Source organism: Pseudomonas sp. DF5, assembly GCF_058148225.1.
This window is the reverse complement of the sequence record NZ_JBYVYM010000023.1, coordinates 98,477-117,872: the sequence shown is the minus strand read 5'-3', so window position 1 is coordinate 117,872 and position 19,396 is coordinate 98,477. Positions and strand designations below refer to the sequence as shown.

Annotated in this window: 13 protein-coding genes; 7 read left to right on the top strand and 6 right to left on the bottom strand. The window is 58.4% G+C overall.

Translation table 11 applies throughout. The features are described from left to right. The first annotated feature begins 81 nt into the window (after positions 1-81). Together AC30D7_RS20790 and AC30D7_RS20785 are read left to right on the top strand one after the other, a co-directional pair. On the top strand, positions 82-1,230 hold the full coding sequence (locus tag AC30D7_RS20790; protein ID WP_019581055.1) for a pyridoxal phosphate-dependent aminotransferase: 1,149 nt from the start codon (positions 82-84) through the stop codon (positions 1,228-1,230). Continuing rightward, entirely contained in the window at positions 1,218-2,009 is a 792-nt protein-coding gene (locus tag AC30D7_RS20785) for an amidohydrolase (RefSeq protein ID WP_490135307.1), read from the top strand. The genes AC30D7_RS20790 and AC30D7_RS20785 overlap by 13 nt, the downstream gene beginning before the upstream one ends. A 67-nt stretch (positions 2,010-2,076) precedes the next feature. On the opposite strand, the gene leuA is transcribed toward AC30D7_RS20785, so the two are convergent. The 4 genes from leuA to AC30D7_RS20765 form a co-directional block, all read right to left on the bottom strand. Then, a complete protein-coding gene (gene leuA / locus AC30D7_RS20780) occupies positions 2,077-3,756 on the bottom strand; it encodes a 2-isopropylmalate synthase (RefSeq protein ID WP_018927056.1) in 1,680 nt (559 codons plus the stop codon). Between the two features lie 461 nt (positions 3,757-4,217). After that, positions 4,218-5,039, bottom strand: coding sequence for a peptidoglycan DD-metalloendopeptidase family protein (locus AC30D7_RS20775; RefSeq protein WP_490135306.1), 822 nt, complete (start codon positions 5,037-5,039; stop codon positions 4,218-4,220). Between the two features lie 3 nt (positions 5,040-5,042). Next, positions 5,043-6,422: an exodeoxyribonuclease VII large subunit gene (xseA, locus tag AC30D7_RS20770; protein ID WP_018927054.1), complete on the bottom strand. Its 1,380-nt coding sequence runs from the start codon at positions 6,420-6,422 to the stop codon at positions 5,043-5,045. Positions 6,423-6,495: 73 nt separating this feature from the next. Beyond that, positions 6,496-7,392: a LysR family transcriptional regulator gene (locus AC30D7_RS20765; protein WP_490135305.1), complete on the bottom strand. Its 897-nt coding sequence runs from the start codon at positions 7,390-7,392 to the stop codon at positions 6,496-6,498. A 99-nt stretch (positions 7,393-7,491) separates the two neighbouring features. Between AC30D7_RS20765 and AC30D7_RS20760 the strand changes: the two genes are divergently transcribed. The 5 genes from AC30D7_RS20760 (at position 7,492) to AC30D7_RS20740 (ending at position 15,071) form a co-directional block, all read left to right on the top strand. Continuing rightward, positions 7,492-8,259 carry a sulfite exporter TauE/SafE family protein gene (locus tag AC30D7_RS20760; RefSeq protein WP_490135304.1) on the top strand — a complete coding sequence of 256 codons (768 nt, stop codon included), beginning with the start codon at positions 7,492-7,494 and terminating at the stop codon, positions 8,257-8,259. An 86-nt stretch (positions 8,260-8,345) separates the two neighbouring features. Continuing rightward, entirely contained in the window at positions 8,346-8,894 is a 549-nt protein-coding gene (locus AC30D7_RS20755; RefSeq protein WP_018927051.1) for a hypothetical protein, read from the top strand. Between the two features lie 141 nt (positions 8,895-9,035). Then, positions 9,036-10,505 (top strand): IMP dehydrogenase, encoded by a 1,470-nt coding sequence (gene guaB / locus AC30D7_RS20750; protein ID WP_018927050.1) that lies wholly within the window; start codon positions 9,036-9,038, stop codon positions 10,503-10,505. 99 nt (positions 10,506-10,604) lie between these two features. Next, the gene (gene guaA, locus AC30D7_RS20745) at positions 10,605-12,182 is read left to right on the top strand and encodes a glutamine-hydrolyzing GMP synthase (protein WP_064620114.1); all 1,578 of its coding nucleotides are present in this window, start codon (positions 10,605-10,607) and stop codon (positions 12,180-12,182) included. Positions 12,183-12,371: 189 nt separating this feature from the next. After that, positions 12,372-15,071 carry an AAA domain-containing protein gene (locus tag AC30D7_RS20740; protein ID WP_490135303.1) on the top strand — a complete coding sequence of 900 codons (2,700 nt, stop codon included), beginning with the start codon at positions 12,372-12,374 and terminating at the stop codon, positions 15,069-15,071. Between the two features lie 219 nt (positions 15,072-15,290). Here the strand turns inward: AC30D7_RS20740 and AC30D7_RS20735 are convergent, their stop codons facing one another. Next, a complete protein-coding gene (locus AC30D7_RS20735; protein ID WP_490135302.1) occupies positions 15,291-18,269 on the bottom strand; it encodes a membrane-targeted effector domain-containing toxin in 2,979 nt (992 codons plus the stop codon). 259 nt (positions 18,270-18,528) lie between these two features. Further along, a complete protein-coding gene (gene treR, locus AC30D7_RS20730) occupies positions 18,529-19,233 on the bottom strand; it encodes a trehalose operon repressor (protein ID WP_490135301.1) in 705 nt (234 codons plus the stop codon). Positions 19,234-19,396 lie beyond the last annotated feature (163 nt).

The window sequence follows — 19,396 nt, the reverse complement described above, 5'->3', positions numbered from 1 at the left end:
TTTTTTTATGGGCGTCGTTTGGGCTATCCTCGGGCTCTCCCGTGCCGTCGTTAGAGCCGGGTGTAGCCCAGGGAATCACCGATGATCACCAGTAAGCTGCCGAATGTCGGCATCACTATCTTCACGCAGATGTCTCAGCTCGCGGCGCAAACCGGGGCGATCAATCTGTCCCAGGGTTTTCCCGATTTCGACGGTCCGCAGGCCCTGCGCGATGCGGTCGGTCGGCATATCGCCAGTGGCCACAATCAATATTCGCCGATGACCGGCTTGCCGGCGTTGCGTCAGCAGATCGCGGCGAAGATCGCTCGCAGCTACGGCGCGCATGTTGATGCCGACAGCGAAGTGACGGTCACCCCCGGCGCGACCCAGGCGATCTTCTGCGCGATTCAGGCGGTGATCCACAGCGGCGATGAAGTGATCGTGTTCGATCCGTGCTACGACAGCTACGAGCCCTCGGTCGAGCTGGCCGGTGGTCGCTGTGTGCATGTGCAACTCGGCCTGAAGGACTTCGCCATCGACTTCCAGAAGCTCGCCGAAGCCCTGAGCCCGCGCACGCGGATGATCATCCTCAATACCCCGCACAACCCAAGCGGTGCGCTGATCAGCCGTGCCGAGCTGGATCAGTTGGCGGCATTGATCCGCGACCGCGACATCTATGTGATCAGCGACGAAGTCTACGAACACCTGGTGTTCGACGGTGTGTCTCACGCCAGTGTATTGGCCCATGAAGAGTTGTATCAGCGCGCTTTCGTGGTCAGTTCGTTCGGCAAGACGTACCACGTCACCGGTTGGAAAACCGGTTATGTCGTGGCGCCGCCGGCCCTTAGCGCGGAGCTGCGCAAGGTGCACCAGTACGTCAGTTTCTGCGGCGTGACGCCGTTGCAGTACGCGTTGGCCGATTACATGGCCGAGCACCCGGAACACGTCGAAGAGCTGCCGGGCTTCTATCAGGCCAAGCGTGATCTGTTCTGCGATCTGCTGACGCCGTCGCGCTTCAGTTTTACCCGCGTGGCCGGTACTTATTTCCAGTTGGTCGATTACTCGCAGATTCGCCCGGACCTCAATGACGTCGAGATGGCGCTGTGGATGACCCGCGAGCATGGCGTCGCGAGCATTCCGATCTCGGTGTTCTACCAGACTCCACCTGAAGGCCAGCGCCTGGTGCGTCTGTGCTTTGCCAAGCGTGAGGAGACCCTGCGTGAAGCAGCGGCAAAACTATGCGTGATCTGAGTACTCTGCCCAATCTGAATCTTGCGCTGATCCAGACCACCCTGGCCTGGCACGATCGTCAGGCCAATCTGGAGCATTTCGAGCCGCTGCTGGAACAGGCTCGTGGCGCGGACCTGATCATCCTGCCGGAGATGTTCACCACCGGTTTCTCCATGGAGTCGGAAGCCCTCGCCGAGCCGGAAAATGGCCCCACCAGTAAATGGATGCGGGCTCAGGCAGCGAAGCTGGGCGCGGTGGTGACCGGCAGCATCATCGTCCAGGCGGCTGACGGCAGCTATCGCAACCGTCTGTTGTGGGCACGGCCGGACGGGGAGGTGTGGCACTACGACAAGCGTCACTTGTTCCGCATGGCGGGGGAGAACAACCACTACACCCCGGGCGAGCGTCAGGTGCAGTTCGAATTGAAGGGGTGGCGAGTACGGCCGCTGATTTGCTACGACCTGCGCTTCCCGGTCTGGAGTCGTGATCCGCAAGACACTGACTTGCTGCTGTACACCGCCAACTGGCCGGGCGCACGGCGTCAGCACTGGAACCGATTGCTGCCGGCACGGGCGATCGAAAACCTCTGCTATGTGGCGGCGGTGAACCGTATCGGTACCGATGGCAAAGGCTTTGCGTATACCGGTGACAGTCAGGTCCTGGATTTTCAGGGCGAGACGCTGCTCGGTGCAGGTGATGCCGATGGTGTGTTCAAGGTCGTGCTGGACGCGGCGGAACTGGCGGCATATCGCACACGGTTCCCGGCGAATCTGGATGCGGATACCTTCGAGTTCACCTGATCGATCGTTGATCAACAAAAAAGGCCCCGAGGTTCTCACCCCGGGGCCTTTTGCATTGCAGCGGAGCTTACGCCGCTTTCGCTTCCGGCTGGCTCAGGGAGCGGTTCAGTGCGCTGAACAGGGCCTTGAAGCTGGCAGTGGTGATGTTTTCGTCGATGCCGACGCCATGCACCGCACGTTCACCATTCACCCGCAGCTCAATGTAGGCCGCAGCCTTGGCATTGGTGCCCGCGCCGATGGCGTGTTCGTTGTAGTCCATGATCTCAACCGGGATCGGCAGGCCGGCCACCAGTGCTTCCAGGGCACCGTTGCCCTTGCCGCGCCAGTGCAGGTTGGTTTCGCCCTGACCTTTGCTGGAGACTTCGACTTCCACGGCGCTGTGACCGTTTTCTTCCTGCAAGCGATGGCTGACCAGCGCGTACGGGGTGTTGGCCTGCAAGTACTCGCTGTGCAGCAGCGCGTGGATCTGCTGGGCGGTCATCTCCAGGCCCAGGCGATCGGTTTCACGCTGCACGACCTGGCTGAACTCGATTTGCATACGGCGTGGCAAGCTGATGCCGTATTCCTGCTCCAGCAGGTAAGCGATACCGCCCTTGCCCGACTGGCTGTTGACGCGAATCACTGCCTCGTAGCTACGGCCAATGTCGGCCGGGTCGATCGGCAGGTACGGCACTTCCCACAGGGCGTCCGGTTGCTGCTGGGCGAAGCCCTTGCGAATCGCATCCTGGTGCGAGCCGGAGAACGCGGTGTGAACCAGGTCGCCGACGTATGGGTGACGTGGGTGCACCGCAATCTGGTTGCACTCTTCGACGACTTTGCGTACGCCGTCGATATCGGAGAAATCCAGCTCAGGGTTGACACCCTGGGTGTAGAGGTTCAACGCCACGGTGACGAGATCGACGTTACCGGTACGCTCGCCGTTGCCGAACAGGCAGCCTTCGACACGGTCGGCGCCGGCCATCAGGCCCAGTTCGGTGGCGGCCACGCCAGTGCCACGGTCGTTGTGGGTGTGCAGGCTGATAATCACGCTGTCACGACGGTTGATGTGACGACCGAACCATTCGATCTGGTCGGCATAGATGTTCGGGGTCGCGCATTCGACGGTGGCGGGCAGGTTGAGGATCACCTTGTGCTCAGGCGTAGGGTTCCACACCTCGATCACCGCGTCGCAGACTTCCTTGGCGAATTCCAGTTCGGTGGCGCTGAAGGTTTCTGGCGAGTATTCGAAGGTCCACTCGGTGTCCGGCTGCTGGGCTGCATATTTGACGAACAGCTTGGCGGCGTTCACGGCGATGGCCTTGATCCCGTCCTTGTCCTGGTTGAAGACAATGCGGCGGAAGGAAGGGGAGGTCGCGTTGTACAGGTGAACGATGGCCTTCTTGGCACCGCGCAGGGATTCGAAGGTGCGCGCGATCAGGTCTTCACGGCCTTGGGTCAGCACCTGAATGGTAGTGTCGTCCGGGATGTGGCCGCCTTCGATCAGGGTACGCACGAAGTCGAAGTCGGTTTGCGAAGCCGCCGGGAACGAGGCTTCGATTTCTTTCACGCCGACCTGCACCAGGGTCTTCCAGAAACGCAGCTTCTTGACTGCGTCCATTGGCTCGATCAGCGACTGGTTGCCGTCGCGAAGGTCCGAGCTGCACCAGATCGGCGCTGCAGTGATGGTCTTCGACGGCCAGGTGCGGTCCGGCAGGTTGATAGTCGGAAACGCGCGGTATTTCGAAGACGGGTCTTTGAGCATGCTCATCGGAAAATCCTTATTGTGTGGGCCGAAAAAAGGCGGCCTGCCGGTGGATCAAATGTTCTGGTAAAGCATCAGACGAGGCACCGCGATTCAGCCTGGCAGTCGTGCACTGACGAGGCACAGGCTGCGGTGCTGGCGGAGCTGAATGAGGGTGTGAGAGGTTTTCATGTCTTCAACCCTAACCGCGGGGGGAAAGGATGGCAAGCAGTCGAAAAACTTTGAGAGGAATAGTCGAAAAATATAGTTTGTCGCGATTTTATTGCTTGGAATGGCAGCGATTGTTTTTATTTTTGCGAGAGGTTTGAGTGATGCGCAATTGGAGGTTGGCGGTGTAGTTCAGGTCAGCGGCGCCTGTGACATCGCCTTCGCGGGCAAGCCTCGCTCCTACAGATTTGTGTTGCGGTCACCCGAAAACTGTAGGAGCGAGGCTTGCCCGCGAAGAGGCCATCAACCTCAACCACTGCTTATGGCTGAAACGCACCAATGAAAATCGCCGGGTCCACCCGCGCATCGTTCAGGCTGACGTTCCAGTGCATATGCGGCCCGGTCGCGCGGCCAGTTGAGCCGACTTTCCCGACCACCTCACCACGCGCCAGTTGCTGGCCGACTTTCACGTCGATCTTCGACATGTGGCAGAACATGCTGATAAAGCCCTGGCCATGGTCGACGAATACCGTATTGCCGTTGAAGAAGTAATTCCCGATCAGGATTACCTTGCCGGCGGCCGGGGTTTTGATCGGCGTTCCGGCGGGTACGGCAAAGTCTAAACCCGCGTGGGGATTGCGTTCTTCGCCATTGAAGAAGCGGCGCACCCCGAACTTGCTCGACAACGGCCCATTGACCGGTTTGTCCAGCAACAGGTTGCTCGGAGTATTCGGGCTGAAGCTGCGGTAAGCCTGGATCTGCTCGGCCAACTCGCCCTCGATGCGCTTGAGATTCGCCGGGTTCGGATTGACCTGCTGCGTATTCTTCAGGGTGATGTGCTGCTCCGGGTATTTCTTGTTGCCGACGGTGAAGCTCAGGTTGCGACCACCGCTGCTCAGCGACTGGCTGCCCGGTTTGACCGTCAGCGGCACGCCGACGATGGCCAGCCAGTTGTTCTGCTCCTTGACCACCAATACGGGTTTGCCTTGATAACTGGCTTTCGGTGCCTGGGCGGAGCTGCCCAGATCCACCACGGCCACGCCACCCGGCACCGGTTTGTTCAACAGGCGGGTGATGTAACTGTCGGCGTGGGCGTTGAAGGTCAGGCACAGCAACAGCAGCGGAGCGAGAAAACGCGGCATGGATCAATCCAGTAAAGAAAGGGTGACAGGCGTCAGGTGATTGTCTTCGACCCGCACTTGCAGCTCGCCGTCGCCGAGTTTGGCTTTCAGGCGCTGGCCGGTGTGGGTTTGCGCGGCGCTGCGGATCGCGTTGCCGCGCTCGTCCAGCAGAATGCTGTAGCCACGAGCGAGGGTCGCCAACGGGCTGACCACATGCAGCGTCTGCATCTGACTTTGCAATTGCAGGCGACGGGATTTAAGCCCTTCGCGCATGGCCCGAGGCAGGCGCTCGGCGAGGCTGTCGAGGCGCTGGCGAAGCATCGCCAGTTGTCGTCCGGGATGTTGCCCGGCGAGACGGGTTTCCAGGCGGATCAAACGTTCGCGACGGGTATTGAGGCTACGTTCGAAGGCGCGGCGCAGGCGCATGTCCAGATCATCCAGGCGTTGCGCTTGCTGACGCAGGCGTTCGCCGGGATGGCGCAAGCGGCGAGAGATGCCTTCCAGACGCAGCCGATCGCGCATCAAGCGGTCACGCATGCGCATCACCAGTCGTCGGTGCAGGCTTTCGACCCGACGCACCAGATCGCTGGAGTCCGGCGCCAGCAGTTCGGCGGCGGCGGACGGCGTCGGGGCACGAACGTCGGCCACGAAGTCGCTGATCGATACGTCGGTTTCATGGCCGACGGCACTGACAATCGGCGTCACGCAGGCATCCACGGCGCGGGCCACGGCCTCTTCGTTGAAACACCAGAGGTCTTCCAGCGAGCCGCCGCCACGGGCCAGGATCAACGCATCGAAACCACGGGCGTCCGCCAGCTTCAGCGCGCGGACAATTTGCGCGGTGGCTTCGCGGCCTTGTACGGCGGTGGGGATCAGCGTCAGTTGCACCTGCGGCGCACGGCGGCGGAATACGCTGATGATGTCGCGTATCACCGCGCCGGTGGGTGAACTGATGATGCCGATGCGTTGTGGATGAGCCGGCAATGGCACTTTGCGCTCGGCACTGAACAGGCCTTCGGCGCTGAGTTTTTCCTTCAATGCATCGAAGGCCAGACGCAGGGCGCCATCACCGGCCGGCTCCACGGTGTCGAGAATCAGTTGGTAGTCACCACGGCCTTCAAACAGCGAAACCTTGCCACGGACCTTGACCGCCAGGCCATCCTTCAGCGCCTGGCGAACCCGTGCCGCGTTCTGCCGGAACAGTGCGCAACGCACCTGGGCGCCGCTGTCCTTGAGGGTGAAGTACACATGGCCGGACGCCGGGCGGGCGAGGTTGGAGATTTCGCCTTCGACCCAGATGTTGCTGAACACGTCTTCGAGCAACACCCGCGCGCGGCCGTTGAGCTGGCTGACAGTCAGGACTTCCCGGTCCAGGCCGAGTCTTGCAAAGGGATCTTTAATCATGGGGCGCAGTTTAAAGGCATTCGGCGATCAATCTCCATGAGCCAGTGTAAATCCCTTGTGGGAGCGGGCATTGCTACGGCAATCGAGTGAAGTGTTCGACGAATTGCTGAACCAGCGCGGTAGGATCTTGCCGGCAGGCGAGGGCGACGGTGCTGTAGCAATCCGGATCGGCCAAGGGGAGAAAATGGATATCTGGCGGCGCAATGTCCTGCATCGATTCCGGTAACAGCGCGATGCCGAACCCGGCCTGGATCAATTGCAGTTGCGTGGTTTTGCGTGACACCACCCGAGCCGCCCGGGGAAAGAACCCTTGGCGCATGCACAACTCGGCAGATAGATAGCTCAGGCCGCCACGCTGTGGATGAGGGATGGAAATAAACGCTTCATCTTTCAACTGTGCCAGATCGATGCCGTGCGTGGACTTGTCCACAGCCAGCCAATGATTCGGCGGCACCGCCAGCAACAGACGTTCGCTGTACAGCGGAACAATCTGCACCCCTTCACGCTGACGCAGCACCGGCAGGCGCAACAGACCCACATCGAGGCGACCTTCGGCCAACTCTTCCAGTTGTGCCTCGGAGGACAGCTTGACGATGTCCATCGACACACCGGCATGCAGATCCAGATAAACGCTGATCCCGCGCAGCAGTCGACCACTCATGGGCACGGTGCTGGAATGGCTCAGGCGCAAGACGCCCAGTTGACCAGTGCCCACTTGAGTGGCCATTTCGCTGGCCTTGGTCAGTTCGTTCAGCAGGTTTCTGGCCCGAGGCAAAAAGGCTTCACCCGCTGCCGTCAGGCGGGGCTGGCGGGCGGTGCGTTCGAACAGCGGCGTTTGCAGGCGGTTTTCCATGTCCTTGATCTGCCGGCTCAAGGCCGATTGAGCAATAAACAGTCGTTCGGCCGCCGCGCTGAAGCTACCGCTCTCGGCGATTTCCACGAAGTAACGCAATTGGCGGGTTGAAAGCACCAGATATGCCTTTTTGAGATGGGTGGTCGATTTTGAAGATATTAGTCGCAACGCCCGGCGCTGGCTAAAGTCATCACAGGAATAAAAGGAACTGTGTCGATGAATGTGTTGGAGTTGTTAAACCAATGGCCGTGGGGTGCGGTGGATTGGTTGGTGATCGGATTGGGTGTTGCCCTGGCCTACATCGTGTTCGGCATTGCCGGTTTTGGCACCGCGCTGGTGGCGGGGCCGATTCTGATTCTGTTCATGCCACTGTCGAAAATCGTGCCGCTGCTGGTGCTGCTGGATTTCGTCGCAGCGTTCGGCAATCTGCTGCCCTCGCGCCGAGATGTGGAGCGGTCCGAGTTGCTGCGACTGCTGCCGTGCATGGCGGTGGGTTGCACATTGGGGGTGATTTTTCTGCTGAACCTGAAATCCGATGTATTGCTGCTATTGATGGGGCTGTTTATCAGCGCCTATGCGATTTACAGCCTGTGGATCAAAACCCGTCCGACACAATTATCCGCCGGGTGGGCGGTGCCGATGGGCACGGTGGGCGGGATGTTCGGGGCGCTGTTTGGCAGCGGCGGCTTGCTATATGCGATCTATTTGAACAGTCGCTTACCCAAAGATGAGGCCCGAGCCACCCAGAGTGCGCTGATCAGTTGCAGCACCGTGGTGCGTTTGAGCCTGTTTGCCGTCGCCGGTGTGTATGCCGAGCTACCCTTGTTGGTATTGGCGCTGTGTTTGTTGCCGGCGATGGCGTTGGGGCTGTGGATCGGTCGGCGGTTGATCATGAAGTTGTCCCGTGAGGCCTTTGTGCGGCTGGTGACCTGGCTGGTGCTGGCCAGCGGGATTGCCTTGATTGGGCGTTATTTGAGTACTTGACCGGATTTCGTCAGGGATTAAGCTGCCGGCCGCCCTGACAATCGGCGCATCGCAGCAACATCCATTTGACGCAGTAGGCTTGCACCATGAATTCGCAAAGCATCATCGTCCCGAAAATCTCCACACTGCCGGTACACGAACCCCGGGCCCGGGCGGTCGTGCGGTGGCTGGTGCGCAAGAACATTATTAAAGAAGAGCTGACCACCTGTGGCCGCACCGGCAATCACATGGCCCACGCCATCGCCGACGGCGCTCGCGCCGTGGTCCTGCACCCTGAAGCGCTGCCGTTCGGCGAGCCGATCAATGGGCTGGAGATCATCACCAAGCGTTGCATCTATACACCGGCCAAGGGTTTTCTCGAAGAAGCCGGCTGCGCCGAGTGCCGCAAGGAGATCGGCGAAGCGCTGTTCGAAAGCCTGGAAGACTGGATGCCGGGGCGCACCGATAACTTCACCTGCCCTGAGTGCGGGCATGAAGACGACATCAACGGCTTTCTGTTTTTGCAGGAATGCGGCTTTTCCAACCTGGGGTTCATCTTCAACAATTGGCTCGAGGCCGGGTTCAAGCAGGACTTTATCGATGAGTTTGCCGATTGGCTGGATCAGCCCGTGAGTTGGGTCAAAGTCGAACTCTAAATGCCGGCGTCGGTCCCCTACGGGGGACAATGTTTCTCCGTATGTCAGTAATGCCAATAATAGACAGAGTTTTACATTGAACCCGAGAGGGTGTCTGACTATAATGGCGCGCTTCCATTTTCCCGCTCGGGAGCCCCCGCGATGCTGCGTATCAGCCAAGAAGCTCTGACATTCGACGACATTCTCCTAGTGCCCGGTTATTCCGAGGTGCTTCCTAACGAAGTCAGTCTCAAGACCCGCCTTACCCGTGGCATCGAGCTGAATATTCCACTGGTTTCCGCCGCTATGGACACCGTTACTGAAGCCCGTCTGGCAATCGCCATGGCTCAGGAAGGTGGCATCGGCATCATCCACAAGAACATGACCATCGAGCAGCAAGCTGCCGAAGTGCGCAAGGTCAAGCGTTACGAAGCCGGTGTGGTCAAGGACCCGATCACCATCGAGGCCGATGCCACGGTGCGTGAACTGTTCGAACTGACCCGCCTGCACAACATCTCCGGCGTTCCGGTACTGCACGATGGCGACCTGGTCGGCATCGTCACTTCCCGTGACGTGCGTTTCGAAAACCGCATGGACGTCAGCGTCCGTGAAGTGATGACGCCTAAAGAGCGTCTGGTCACGGTCAAGGAAGGCGCCAACAAGAACGATGTGCGTGAATTGCTGCACAAGCACCGCATCGAGCGCGTGCTGATCGTCGACGACAAATTTGCCCTCAAAGGCATGATGACTGTCAACGACATCGAAAAAGCCAAGGCTTATCCGCTGGCCAGCAAGGACGATCAAGGTCGTCTGCGCGTTGGCGCTGCAGTCGGTACCGGTAAAGACACCGGTGACCGTGTAGCTGCCCTGGTCCATGCTGGTGTTGACGTGGTGGTGGTCGACACTGCCCACGGTCACTCCAAAGGTGTGATCGACCGCGTTCGCTGGGTCAAGCAGAACTTCCCTGAAGTGCAGGTCATCGGCGGCAACATCGCCACCGGCGCTGCCGCCAAGGCCCTGGCCGAAGCCGGCGCTGACGCAGTCAAGGTCGGTATCGGCCCAGGCTCGATCTGCACCACCCGTATCGTCGCCGGTGTCGGCGTCCCGCAAATCAGTGCCATCGCCAACGTTGCCGCTGCCCTTGAGGGCACCGGTGTTCCGTTGATCGCCGACGGCGGCATCCGTTTCTCCGGTGACCTGTCCAAGGCCATCGTGGCCGGTGCCTCCTGCGTGATGATGGGCTCGATGTTCGCCGGTACTGAAGAAGCGCCAGGCGAGATCGAACTGTTCCAGGGCCGTTCGTACAAGGCTTATCGCGGCATGGGTTCGCTGGGCGCCATGTCCCAGGCTCAAGGTTCCTCCGACCGTTACTTCCAGGACTCCTCCGCGGGTGCCGAGAAGCTGGTTCCGGAAGGCATCGAAGGGCGTGTTCCTTACAAGGGCACCCTGAGCGCCATCATCCATCAACTGATGGGCGGCCTGCGTTCCTCGATGGGTTACACCGGCAGCGCCGACATCGAAGAAATGCGCACCAAGCCTGAGTTCGTGCGGATCACCGGCGCTGGCATGGCCGAGTCCCACGTTCACGACGTACAGATCACCAAAGAAGCGCCAAACTACCGCGTAGGTTGAGGCTTCAAGCAAATCGTTAAGCAACCGGGGCTGTTCTATTCAGCCCCGAGTTGTTTCTGAATCACGACTGTTTCTGAATTACTTAGACGAGACTGAATCATGGCCCTCGACATTCACGCTCACCGCATCCTGATCCTCGACTTCGGTTCCCAGTACACCCAACTGATCGCCCGCCGCGTGCGTGAAATCGGTGTTTACTGCGAACTGCATCCGTTCGACATGGACGAGGAAGCCATTCGCGAATTCGCTCCAAAAGGTGTGATCCTCGCCGGCGGCCCCGAGTCCGTGCACGAAGCTGACAGCCCTCGCTGCCCGCAAGCGGTGTTTGACCTGGGCGTGCCAGTCTTCGGTATCTGCTATGGCATGCAGACCATGGCCGAGCAACTGGGCGGCAAGGTTGAAGGTTCCGACCTGCGTGAGTTCGGTTACGCCCGTGTTGACGTGGTCGGCAAGAGCCGCCTGCTCGACGGCATCGAAGACCACATCGACGCCGATGGCCTGTTCGGCCTCGACGTATGGATGAGCCACGGTGACAAAGTCACCAAGATGCCGGAAGACTTCCACATCCTGGCCAGCACCCCGAGCTGCCCGATTGCCGGCATGTTCAACGATGACCGTGCCTACTACGGCGTGCAGTTCCACCCGGAAGTGACCCACACCAAGCAGGGCGGTCGCATCCTGTCGCGCTTCATCCTCGACATCTGTGGCTGTGAAGCGCTGTGGACGCCATCGAAGATTGCCGAAGACGCCATCGCCCAGGTCCGCGCCCAGGTCGGCACCGACAACGTTCTGCTCGGCCTGTCCGGCGGCGTGGACTCCTCGGTGGTTGCCGCGCTGCTGCACAAGGCCATTGGCGATCAGCTGACCTGCGTATTCGTCGACAACGGCTTGCTGCGTCTGCACGAAGGCGAGCAAGTGATGGCCATGTTCGCCGAGAACATGGGCGTCAAAGTGATCCGCGCCAACGCCGAAGAGCAGTTCCTCGGTAACTTGGCGGGTGAGTCGGACCCGGAGAAGAAGCGCAAGATCATCGGCCGTACCTTCATCGACGTGTTCGATGCCGAATCCTGCAAGCTGGATAACATCAAGTACCTGGCCCAAGGCACCATCTACCCGGACGTGATCGAGTCGGCTGGCGCGAAAAGCGGCAAGGCACACGTGATCAAGTCGCACCACAACGTGGGCGGCCTGCCGGAAGAAATGAACCTCAAGCTGGTTGAACCGCTGCGCGAGCTGTTCAAGGACGAAGTCCGTCGTCTGGGCCTGGAACTCGGCCTGCCGTACGACATGGTCTACCGTCACCCGTTCCCGGGTCCGGGCCTGGGCGTGCGGATCCTCGGTGAAGTGAAGAAGGAATACGCCGACCTGCTGCGTCGTGCCGACCACATCTTCATCGAAGAACTGCGCAAGGCCGACTGGTACCACAAGGTCAGCCAGGCGTTCGTGGTATTCCAGCCGGTGAAATCGGTTGGCGTTGTCGGCGATGGCCGTCGTTACGCCTGGGTCGTTGCCCTGCGTGCCGTGGAAACCATCGACTTCATGACCGCGCGTTGGGCACACCTGCCTTACGAACTGCTGGAAACCGTCAGCGGCCGCATCATCAATGAAATCGAAGGCATCTCCCGCGTCACCTATGACGTGTCGAGCAAGCCGCCGGCGACGATTGAGTGGGAGTGAGTTGAATAACAAGGGCGCCGTAAGGCGCCCTTGTTGCATCTGCAGGAAATGTTTACATCTGTGTATCCTGCGTACTGACCGGAAGCTGGTGCTCGAACAAAAAATAGTGTCAATTTTGCCGGGGCAGTGAATTCGGATTCCGACTACATGGATGTGGACAGGCTTTGAACGGGCCTGCATAAGGGATATATGGTTTCTATTTACGTCAGGGGTAAAGACGACGCTGAGCAGATCAGTGACTGGACGATAAGGAGTGACGGCCACGGTGAGTTCGTGCTGACTTGTCGCGGTCTATCCGGCGAGCGCGTTCCTTATTCGCTCGGGGACTGCGAAGTCATTCCGACCCGAGAGTTGAAAGACCAGCTTCTGCGTAAGAAAGGCAGCTCAGTAACAAGTCCCATTGAGAAAGCTGCGATCTACGGCGAGAAATATGCCGTTGTACAGTATTCGGGAAGTACGGCGCGTTACCTGTTCAAGATGGACACTATCGAGCTTTTCCCCCCTACAAAGATGAAGGATGAGCCGACCTACAGCTATTTCCTTTCCGTCGCCAATAGTCGAGTCGAACAGGCTGTGAAGCCTGCGGACAAAGTGATCGCTGAAAATGTGCTGCGCCAGCTAAGCGCAATATCTTCATGCGCGGATACTGCATTGCACGCCTACTGCACCGGGAAGAACGCTCAGCAAGAACAGGTCGGTCATTTCATCTTTCCTTTTGGTATCAATGAAAGTCAGCTTCAGGCCGTGGAGAAGGCCTTCACCTCGCAGATCAGTTTGATCGAGGGGCCACCCGGTACTGGCAAGACTCAGACCATTTTGAACATCGTCGCCAACATCCTGTTGCGTGGGAAAAACGTGGCGGTGGTGTCCAACAACAATTCGGCCGTTGCGAATGTCTGCGAAAAACTGGGTAAGTCCGGGCTGGATTATCTTGTTGCCAGTTTGGGCAGCAGCGAGAACCGTGCGGCATTCTTCGCCGATCCGCGTCCTCGACCTTCGGCGGTTCCCGAAGCCGCTCCTTCAATGGAGCGTATTCAGGTCGTGTTGCAACAGCTCAAGGGGTTTCTGAGTGCCCGCAACGCGGTGGCGCAGTTGCAGATTGAGATCGATGAGCTTGAGGTGGAGCGGCGTTATCTGCGGCAATGGCAGCAGGACAACGGCGTGCAAATGCCGGACTTGGACAAGTACAAGCTCTCCCCGCAAAAGTCCGCTGATTTGATGGCTTACCTGACACATATGGCTGGCGGCCGCGTCAGGATCAAGGACAGAATCGAGATGCTGTTCAATTTCCGAATTTTGCGCATGAAGCCATTCGATAATTGGGAAAAGCGCAAATCGACTTTCTATGCCCTGCAGCTTCATTACTACGACAAGGTTTTGCAGGAAAAGCAGGCAGCATTGACCAGCCATCAGCAAGCGTTACGACTTGGCAGTTACCAAGCGTTGCTGGAAGAGCTGACGAGCGCTTCGATGAAGTACCTCAAGCAGCACCTGCATCAGCATGTGCCGAACCCTGACCCCTTTGATGCCAAGACTTACAAACGCAAGTTGGATGGGTTCCTGAAGCGCTATCCGATCATTTCCAGTAGCACGCACTCGATCATCAACTCGCTCGAAAGCGGCGCGATGCTCGACTACGTCATCATCGACGAGGCCTCGCAACAGGACATCATTCCGGGAATATTGGCACTTGGTTGCGCAAAGAACCTGATCATTGTGGGCGATAGAAAACAGTTGGCGCACATTCCGGCAACGTTAGGTATGGCGGCGCCCAAGGATCACTACGATTGCGAGAAGCACAGCCTGCTAGATTCGTGCATCAGTGTGTTCAATGGTTCGATCCCGACGACGTTGCTCAAAGAGCACTATCGTTGCCACCCGCGAATCATTCAGTTCTGCAATCAGCAGTTCTACGACAACCAACTGGTACCGATGACCAAAGACAGCGGTGAAAAGCCGTTGTCTTTGCTGGTCACTGCCAAGGGCAACCACACGCGAAAGACCACCAACCTTCGCGAGCTGGATTCGTTGATGGCGATGCTTGAAGGAGAGGGCGAAAGTGCCTGGGAGGGTGAGGACGGTCGGGGCTTCATCGCGCCTTTCAGGGCTCAAGCGACGCTTTCGGGAACGGTTTTGCCGGCCGACTTCGTCAATGACACCGTGCACAAGTTCCAGGGGCGTGAGTGCGACGAGATAGTCTTTTCAACAGTGCTGGACAAAAAGAGCATTACCCCAAAATTCCTGACATTCGTGGACGATCCACGCATGGTCAATGTGGCGGTATCCCGCGCCAAGCATCGCTTCACCCTGGTCACGGGAGACGACGTCTTCACGAAGAACAACGGGCACATCGCGGCGCTGGTTCGCTACATCGAATACTACGCGGAAGAAGGGCAACTGCACCGCGCAACGGTGATCTCGGCCTTCGACCTGCTCTACAAGGAATACGACCAATCGCTCGAACGGCTCAAGGCCCGGTTGCGACGGAATGACTCCCGATATAGATCCGAGCAGATCGTGGCGCAGATACTGCGTGAGGCGCTGGATCAGGATGCGTTCCAGGGGATCACGTTCCACTCTCAGATCGCGCTGATTCAGTTGGTCTCGACAGCCTGCGCGGGCCTGACAACGCGGGAGCTGGCATTCATGAGAAACCACGCCAGTTGCGATTTCGTGCTCTATTACAAAGTAGGAAAAAAGCCGCTGGGTGTGATAGAGGTCGATGGGGGCGAACATGACAAACCGGATCAGGCGGAACGGGATGTCTTGAAAAACAGCATCCTGCGCAAGTGTGATATGCCCTTGTTGCGTTTGCGAACCGTCGAGAGCCGCATTGAGGAACGAGTGGCCGCATTTCTGTCGCAGTGGGCAAGCAGCGTTTCGAATTAAGTCGAGGGGGTAATTTGAAGCACAGGGGCGCCGTGCAGAGGCGTTCGACGCTTGGGCTATTCCTGTAGCCTTCTAATGAAGTGTTGGATCAGTTCTAATTTGCTGATTATTTTGAATTTTTATCACCAGTTGATAAAGAGGGTGTGATCCCCGTTTCAACTGATCGTCCGTAGCACCTGAAAGGCCCTGTGAACGCCAGTTCACGGGGCCTTTTGCGTATCAGGAACCTGCTACCTGGACGGGTTTGAGGCCTATGAGCCTCAATGCCGTCGAGAAGTCCACAATGCTGGGGTAGCGTCGGCCACTGATGGACGGCCATTTGGGGCGTTCAACATAGAATGAGCCATGGTCGCGCTGGATCGGTGTACGAACGATAGAACCATCGCTGCTGCGATGAATGAGCATGGCCCGGTTATCGATATTCATCACCACGCAATCACCGGTGTTGCGCAGACCTTTTTCCAAATTTTCGGCCAGCGTAACACTGGGCGGTGTATCCAATTGCAGACGCAGATCACTTTTGACGCTGGCCAGTGGTCGTCCGAAGTTATCGGTTGGAACCCGCCCCGGGTCCACTTCGATACCCCTCGCTGTGCCGGCATCGGTACTTTCGATGCGCAAACTGATGCCACCTTCCAGTTCACTGATACCGGGCACGCCTCGCCATGTGCTGGCGTGACTGTCCCCCATAAGCGCGACCCAGCGATGAGCACCTCGGGCAGCCTGATCGGCGCTGATGACCTGATGGGCAAAAAAATTCATCATCCTTTGTCGAAAGTCGGGTTCTACACCGGTCATTCCCGTGCTCCGGTAGCTAGCCATGCAATCAATGGCCTGTACCCGGATATGGCTTCGGCGGGCCGCCTTGACCACTTCCAGAAATGTGAACTGACCGCTGGAGTCGGTGCCGTGCCCTCGATCCTGAATTTTCAGGTAATTCTCCAGATTTTCGGACATCGTCCCCGTTCGGTTGAAGACATCCAGGTCGGCCTGGTGAAAGTCGGTCAGCAAGTGCTCCATGTAGAGCGTCTTGACCTTTTGCTTGCTCAGCACCTCCATGTTTTCGATCAGGAACTGTTTGCTCGCCACACTTGAATGGCTCTCACCGACAACCAGTCCAGATGTCAGGCGAAACAGCTTCTTGATGATGTCCTTGTTGGGCAGGCGGGCTGGCAGAGCAGGGATTTCGGGCCTGACTGGCGGGGTGTTTGACTCGAAGAACGTCGTGGCATCCTGGTACAGGGTTTTGCGCATGGCCTTGAAGTCGGCAACGGGATTGCTGCCGTCAGGCTTGGGCAGGCTGGCGGTGTAGTCTTTGAGGTCGTACTTGCTTCCCCCCCCTTGGGCGAGGTCTTTGAGCTGTTCGCGCGAGGCCTGCGGCATATCGTATGCGCTGGACGGGCTGTCGATGTCCGGCAGAGGAGTGCCATCACGGCCCCATGGCCATAGCCCGTCGAATTTGCCACCGCCGAACAGGCCCGGACGGTTGATGGGTTGCCATTCTCCGGTTGCATCCAGGCGAATGGGCAGGCTGCGATAGAACGAGTAGGGGTTGGCTGGGTCAATGATGACCCAGGTTTTCAATGCCTCGACATAGCGTACGAGGTAGTAACTGTCGCTGATCAGCACATAGCTGCCGCCGCTTGATGGCTGATAGATACCCGCGAACTTGCCCTCCTCGCTGATGGGTGACAAGCCATCCAGCACTTCATTGGTTTCGAAGGATGACAGCAGCTCCGCGCCTTGCTCCGCATAGGCTGGGCCAGGAGCGAATCGGGCAATGGGTGGTATGCCTGATGGGTGGGCTCGTCCTTCATCGATAGTTTCGGTGACGCTGTCCTGCGGACTGAAGGTTTCGCTGGCTTCGCCCACTTCGGCAAGTTCCGTTGCTCCACGCAGGAAAGGCAGGTTGAACAGGGTTTCGATACCGCTGGAGATGGCGCCAACGACTCCGGCCTTGCGCTCGGCCTTGGTGCTGCCGTTGATCGCCTGATCAATGTTCAAACCCATGTCGGCAATGCCAGCGCCAACGGCAGCCAGTGCCACCGGCCATCCAAGACCGGCCATTGAGCCGAAGAGGTGAACAAACGCGTTCAGATAGCCAATCCACATCTTTTTGCGCAGTTGTCCGTTGGAATGCAGGGACAGATCCGCATCACTGTACATACGAGCCTTCACCGAGTCTCGCAGCCAGCTGAAAACATCGCCGGTGATTGGCTCGGCGTTTTGATTGATCAAGTGATGGTCGTAGGCACCCCATGTGGTGTAGAGCAGGTCGATCGTGGCGTTCAGACCGATTTTTTCGTCGTCCGCCTGTTGGGCGGACAGCGGGAAATGGCTCATGAATCGCGCCCGATTTTCCGCAAAGTTGTTTTGCAGCAGCAGCCACCAATGAAAATCGAGCAGGGTGGAAAAGATGTGAAAGGTTTTGGTTTCACCCGGTGTGTAAAGAATATTCACGCCGTTGCGGTCGGTGATGCACAGGATGTCGCTGGCCTGATAACCCCCTATATCCAACGCGCACACCCGTAATCCGTCCGCGGTCGGTGCCTGCGTTTGCAGCATGTCCAGGCTCACCGGCCAGCTCACATTGCCGGCCACGGCTTTGATCACGGTCTTGAGGTTTTCGTTGTTCAGTCGAGCCCCGTTGTGTTCGTCCAGCGCCTGCACCAGGAAATTGAGTTTGGCCAGGGTACGAAAGTCGTCCGAATGGAGGGGCCAGAAACGCTCCATTTTATCTCGGTAGGACTGGCTGAAGTTGAGGGCCCAGAAGTCCTTCAGGACATCCCTGGGGTACATTCGGACTTCGTTGGTTTCGTTGAAAATGGAGGCGTGCGGGCCTTCGCTGTAGAAGCCGCCGTCGCCATCCGGCATGCCAGGGTCTTCCTGATCGCTGAGGCGGAATCGCTGGACGACCAATTGCGGCAAGGTCAACGATTCGCAGGGTTTGGGATAACGCTCCCAGCCCAGGAAAGCCTTGGTGCTGCTGACCGATACATTATCGAAACGGTGCCACCAGACCTTGTCCGGGTCGATGCCTTTGATTCCATGTTTTTCGAGTATGCCCTTTGCGACTTCGTAGGACATCGCATGCATATCAGGGCAAGCCTCGGTAAAAGGCAGCACCAGCGCTTTCAGAGATTGCTCGTCGGCTGGATTCGGCAACAGGGACGGGGTAATTGATTCAGCTGGGTTCATTTCTCGCTCCTTGAGAAATCGGATAGGCGTCATGGGCACTATGGCGAGTCAGCTCGCTGGCATCTGTAGGATCGGGAGCTATCGGAGTCAGGGGCGATGGACGAGGGCTGTAAGAAAACAGCTCCAGCCGATCATCACTCCTGTGACGAATGGCTGAAGTTGTGGGTGTTTAAACTGACAGACGTCTCTGGAGTGTCAGGCCCATGCGGGCGAGTGCACTACGCAGCTATGCCCAAACGCGATATGCGACCGTGCAGGGTCAGCGCCTGGCTACATCCGAAAAGTAAAACTTATCCAGCGTATGCCGCGACTCGGTGTACTCGAACTGCCTCCCGTCCTGCAGGAACGTCTGATTACTGACCACGATTACATGGCTCTGACCGTCAAGGTCCAGGTGTTGCTGGTCGTCCTTGCTGCGCGGCACCGCTTCAATGGTGCGCTGGGCGTAGGCGATTTGCAGTTGCAGGGTTTGCTCGATGAAGGCGTAGATCGAGTGCTCGGCGATGTCGCGGGACAGGCCGGGAATCACGTCGCTGACGAAATGGTTGATGTCCAGGATCACGCGTTTGCCGTCGATCCGGCGCACGCGCTTGATGCGCGTGATCAGGCTGCCTTCTGCAGCCTTGATGTGTTCGAGCAGCGGGCCTTCGAGGGGGATCTGGGTGAACTCGACCACCTCGGTGCTGACGTCGTTGCCCAGCCGCGGGTAGGTTTCCTGGAAGCTGACGATGCCGCCGAGTTGAAATTCGATCGGGTTGGTCGACAGCACGAAGGTGCCTTTACCGTGGATTTTCTGGGCGAAACCGCGCTCCTGCAGTTGCTCGATGGCCTTGCGCACGGTGCCGCGACTGGCCTGATAGCTGTCCATCAGTTCGGTTTCGGATGGCAATCGGGCGCCGCGTTCCAGACGTTCGGTGGTGATGCTGGCAAGCAGATCGCTGTAGATCTGGTTGTATTTACTCATGGGGATGGCTCTGTGCCGCGCTGTACTCAAGGTTTTGAACCTTAAGGGCAGGGTAGGGGTTTGTCCATGCGGCTTTGGGTTTCTTTGACTTCAGAGGTAGGAAATGTCGCCGCCTGTCGGGTTCAGGATAAACAAAACCAAACTCGTCTGTACGAGTTGTTGC

Excerpts from the sequence above, each read along its gene's own strand:
- AC30D7_RS20760 (WP_490135304.1), top strand. The coding sequence starts at position 7,492 with ATGAATGTGTTGGAGTTGTTAAACCAATGGCCGTGGGGTGCGGTGGAT.
- leuA (WP_018927056.1), bottom strand. The coding sequence starts at position 3,756 with ATGAGCATGCTCAAAGACCCGTCTTCGAAATACCGCGCGTTTCCGACT.
- AC30D7_RS20755 (WP_018927051.1), top strand. The coding sequence starts at position 8,346 with ATGAATTCGCAAAGCATCATCGTCCCGAAAATCTCCACACTGCCGGTA.
- AC30D7_RS20790 (WP_019581055.1), top strand. The coding sequence starts at position 82 with ATGATCACCAGTAAGCTGCCGAATGTCGGCATCACTATCTTCACGCAG.
- AC30D7_RS20740 (WP_490135303.1), top strand. The coding sequence starts at position 12,372 with ATGGTTTCTATTTACGTCAGGGGTAAAGACGACGCTGAGCAGATCAGT.
- AC30D7_RS20735 (WP_490135302.1), bottom strand. The coding sequence starts at position 18,269 with ATGAACCCAGCTGAATCAATTACCCCGTCCCTGTTGCCGAATCCAGCC.
- AC30D7_RS20785 (WP_490135307.1), top strand. The coding sequence starts at position 1,218 with ATGCGTGATCTGAGTACTCTGCCCAATCTGAATCTTGCGCTGATCCAG.
- guaA (WP_064620114.1), top strand. The coding sequence starts at position 10,605 with ATGGCCCTCGACATTCACGCTCACCGCATCCTGATCCTCGACTTCGGT.
- guaB (WP_018927050.1), top strand. The coding sequence starts at position 9,036 with ATGCTGCGTATCAGCCAAGAAGCTCTGACATTCGACGACATTCTCCTA.
- treR (WP_490135301.1), bottom strand. The coding sequence starts at position 19,233 with ATGAGTAAATACAACCAGATCTACAGCGATCTGCTTGCCAGCATCACC.
- xseA (WP_018927054.1), bottom strand. The coding sequence starts at position 6,422 with ATGATTAAAGATCCCTTTGCAAGACTCGGCCTGGACCGGGAAGTCCTG.
- AC30D7_RS20775 (WP_490135306.1), bottom strand. The coding sequence starts at position 5,039 with ATGCCGCGTTTTCTCGCTCCGCTGCTGTTGCTGTGCCTGACCTTCAAC.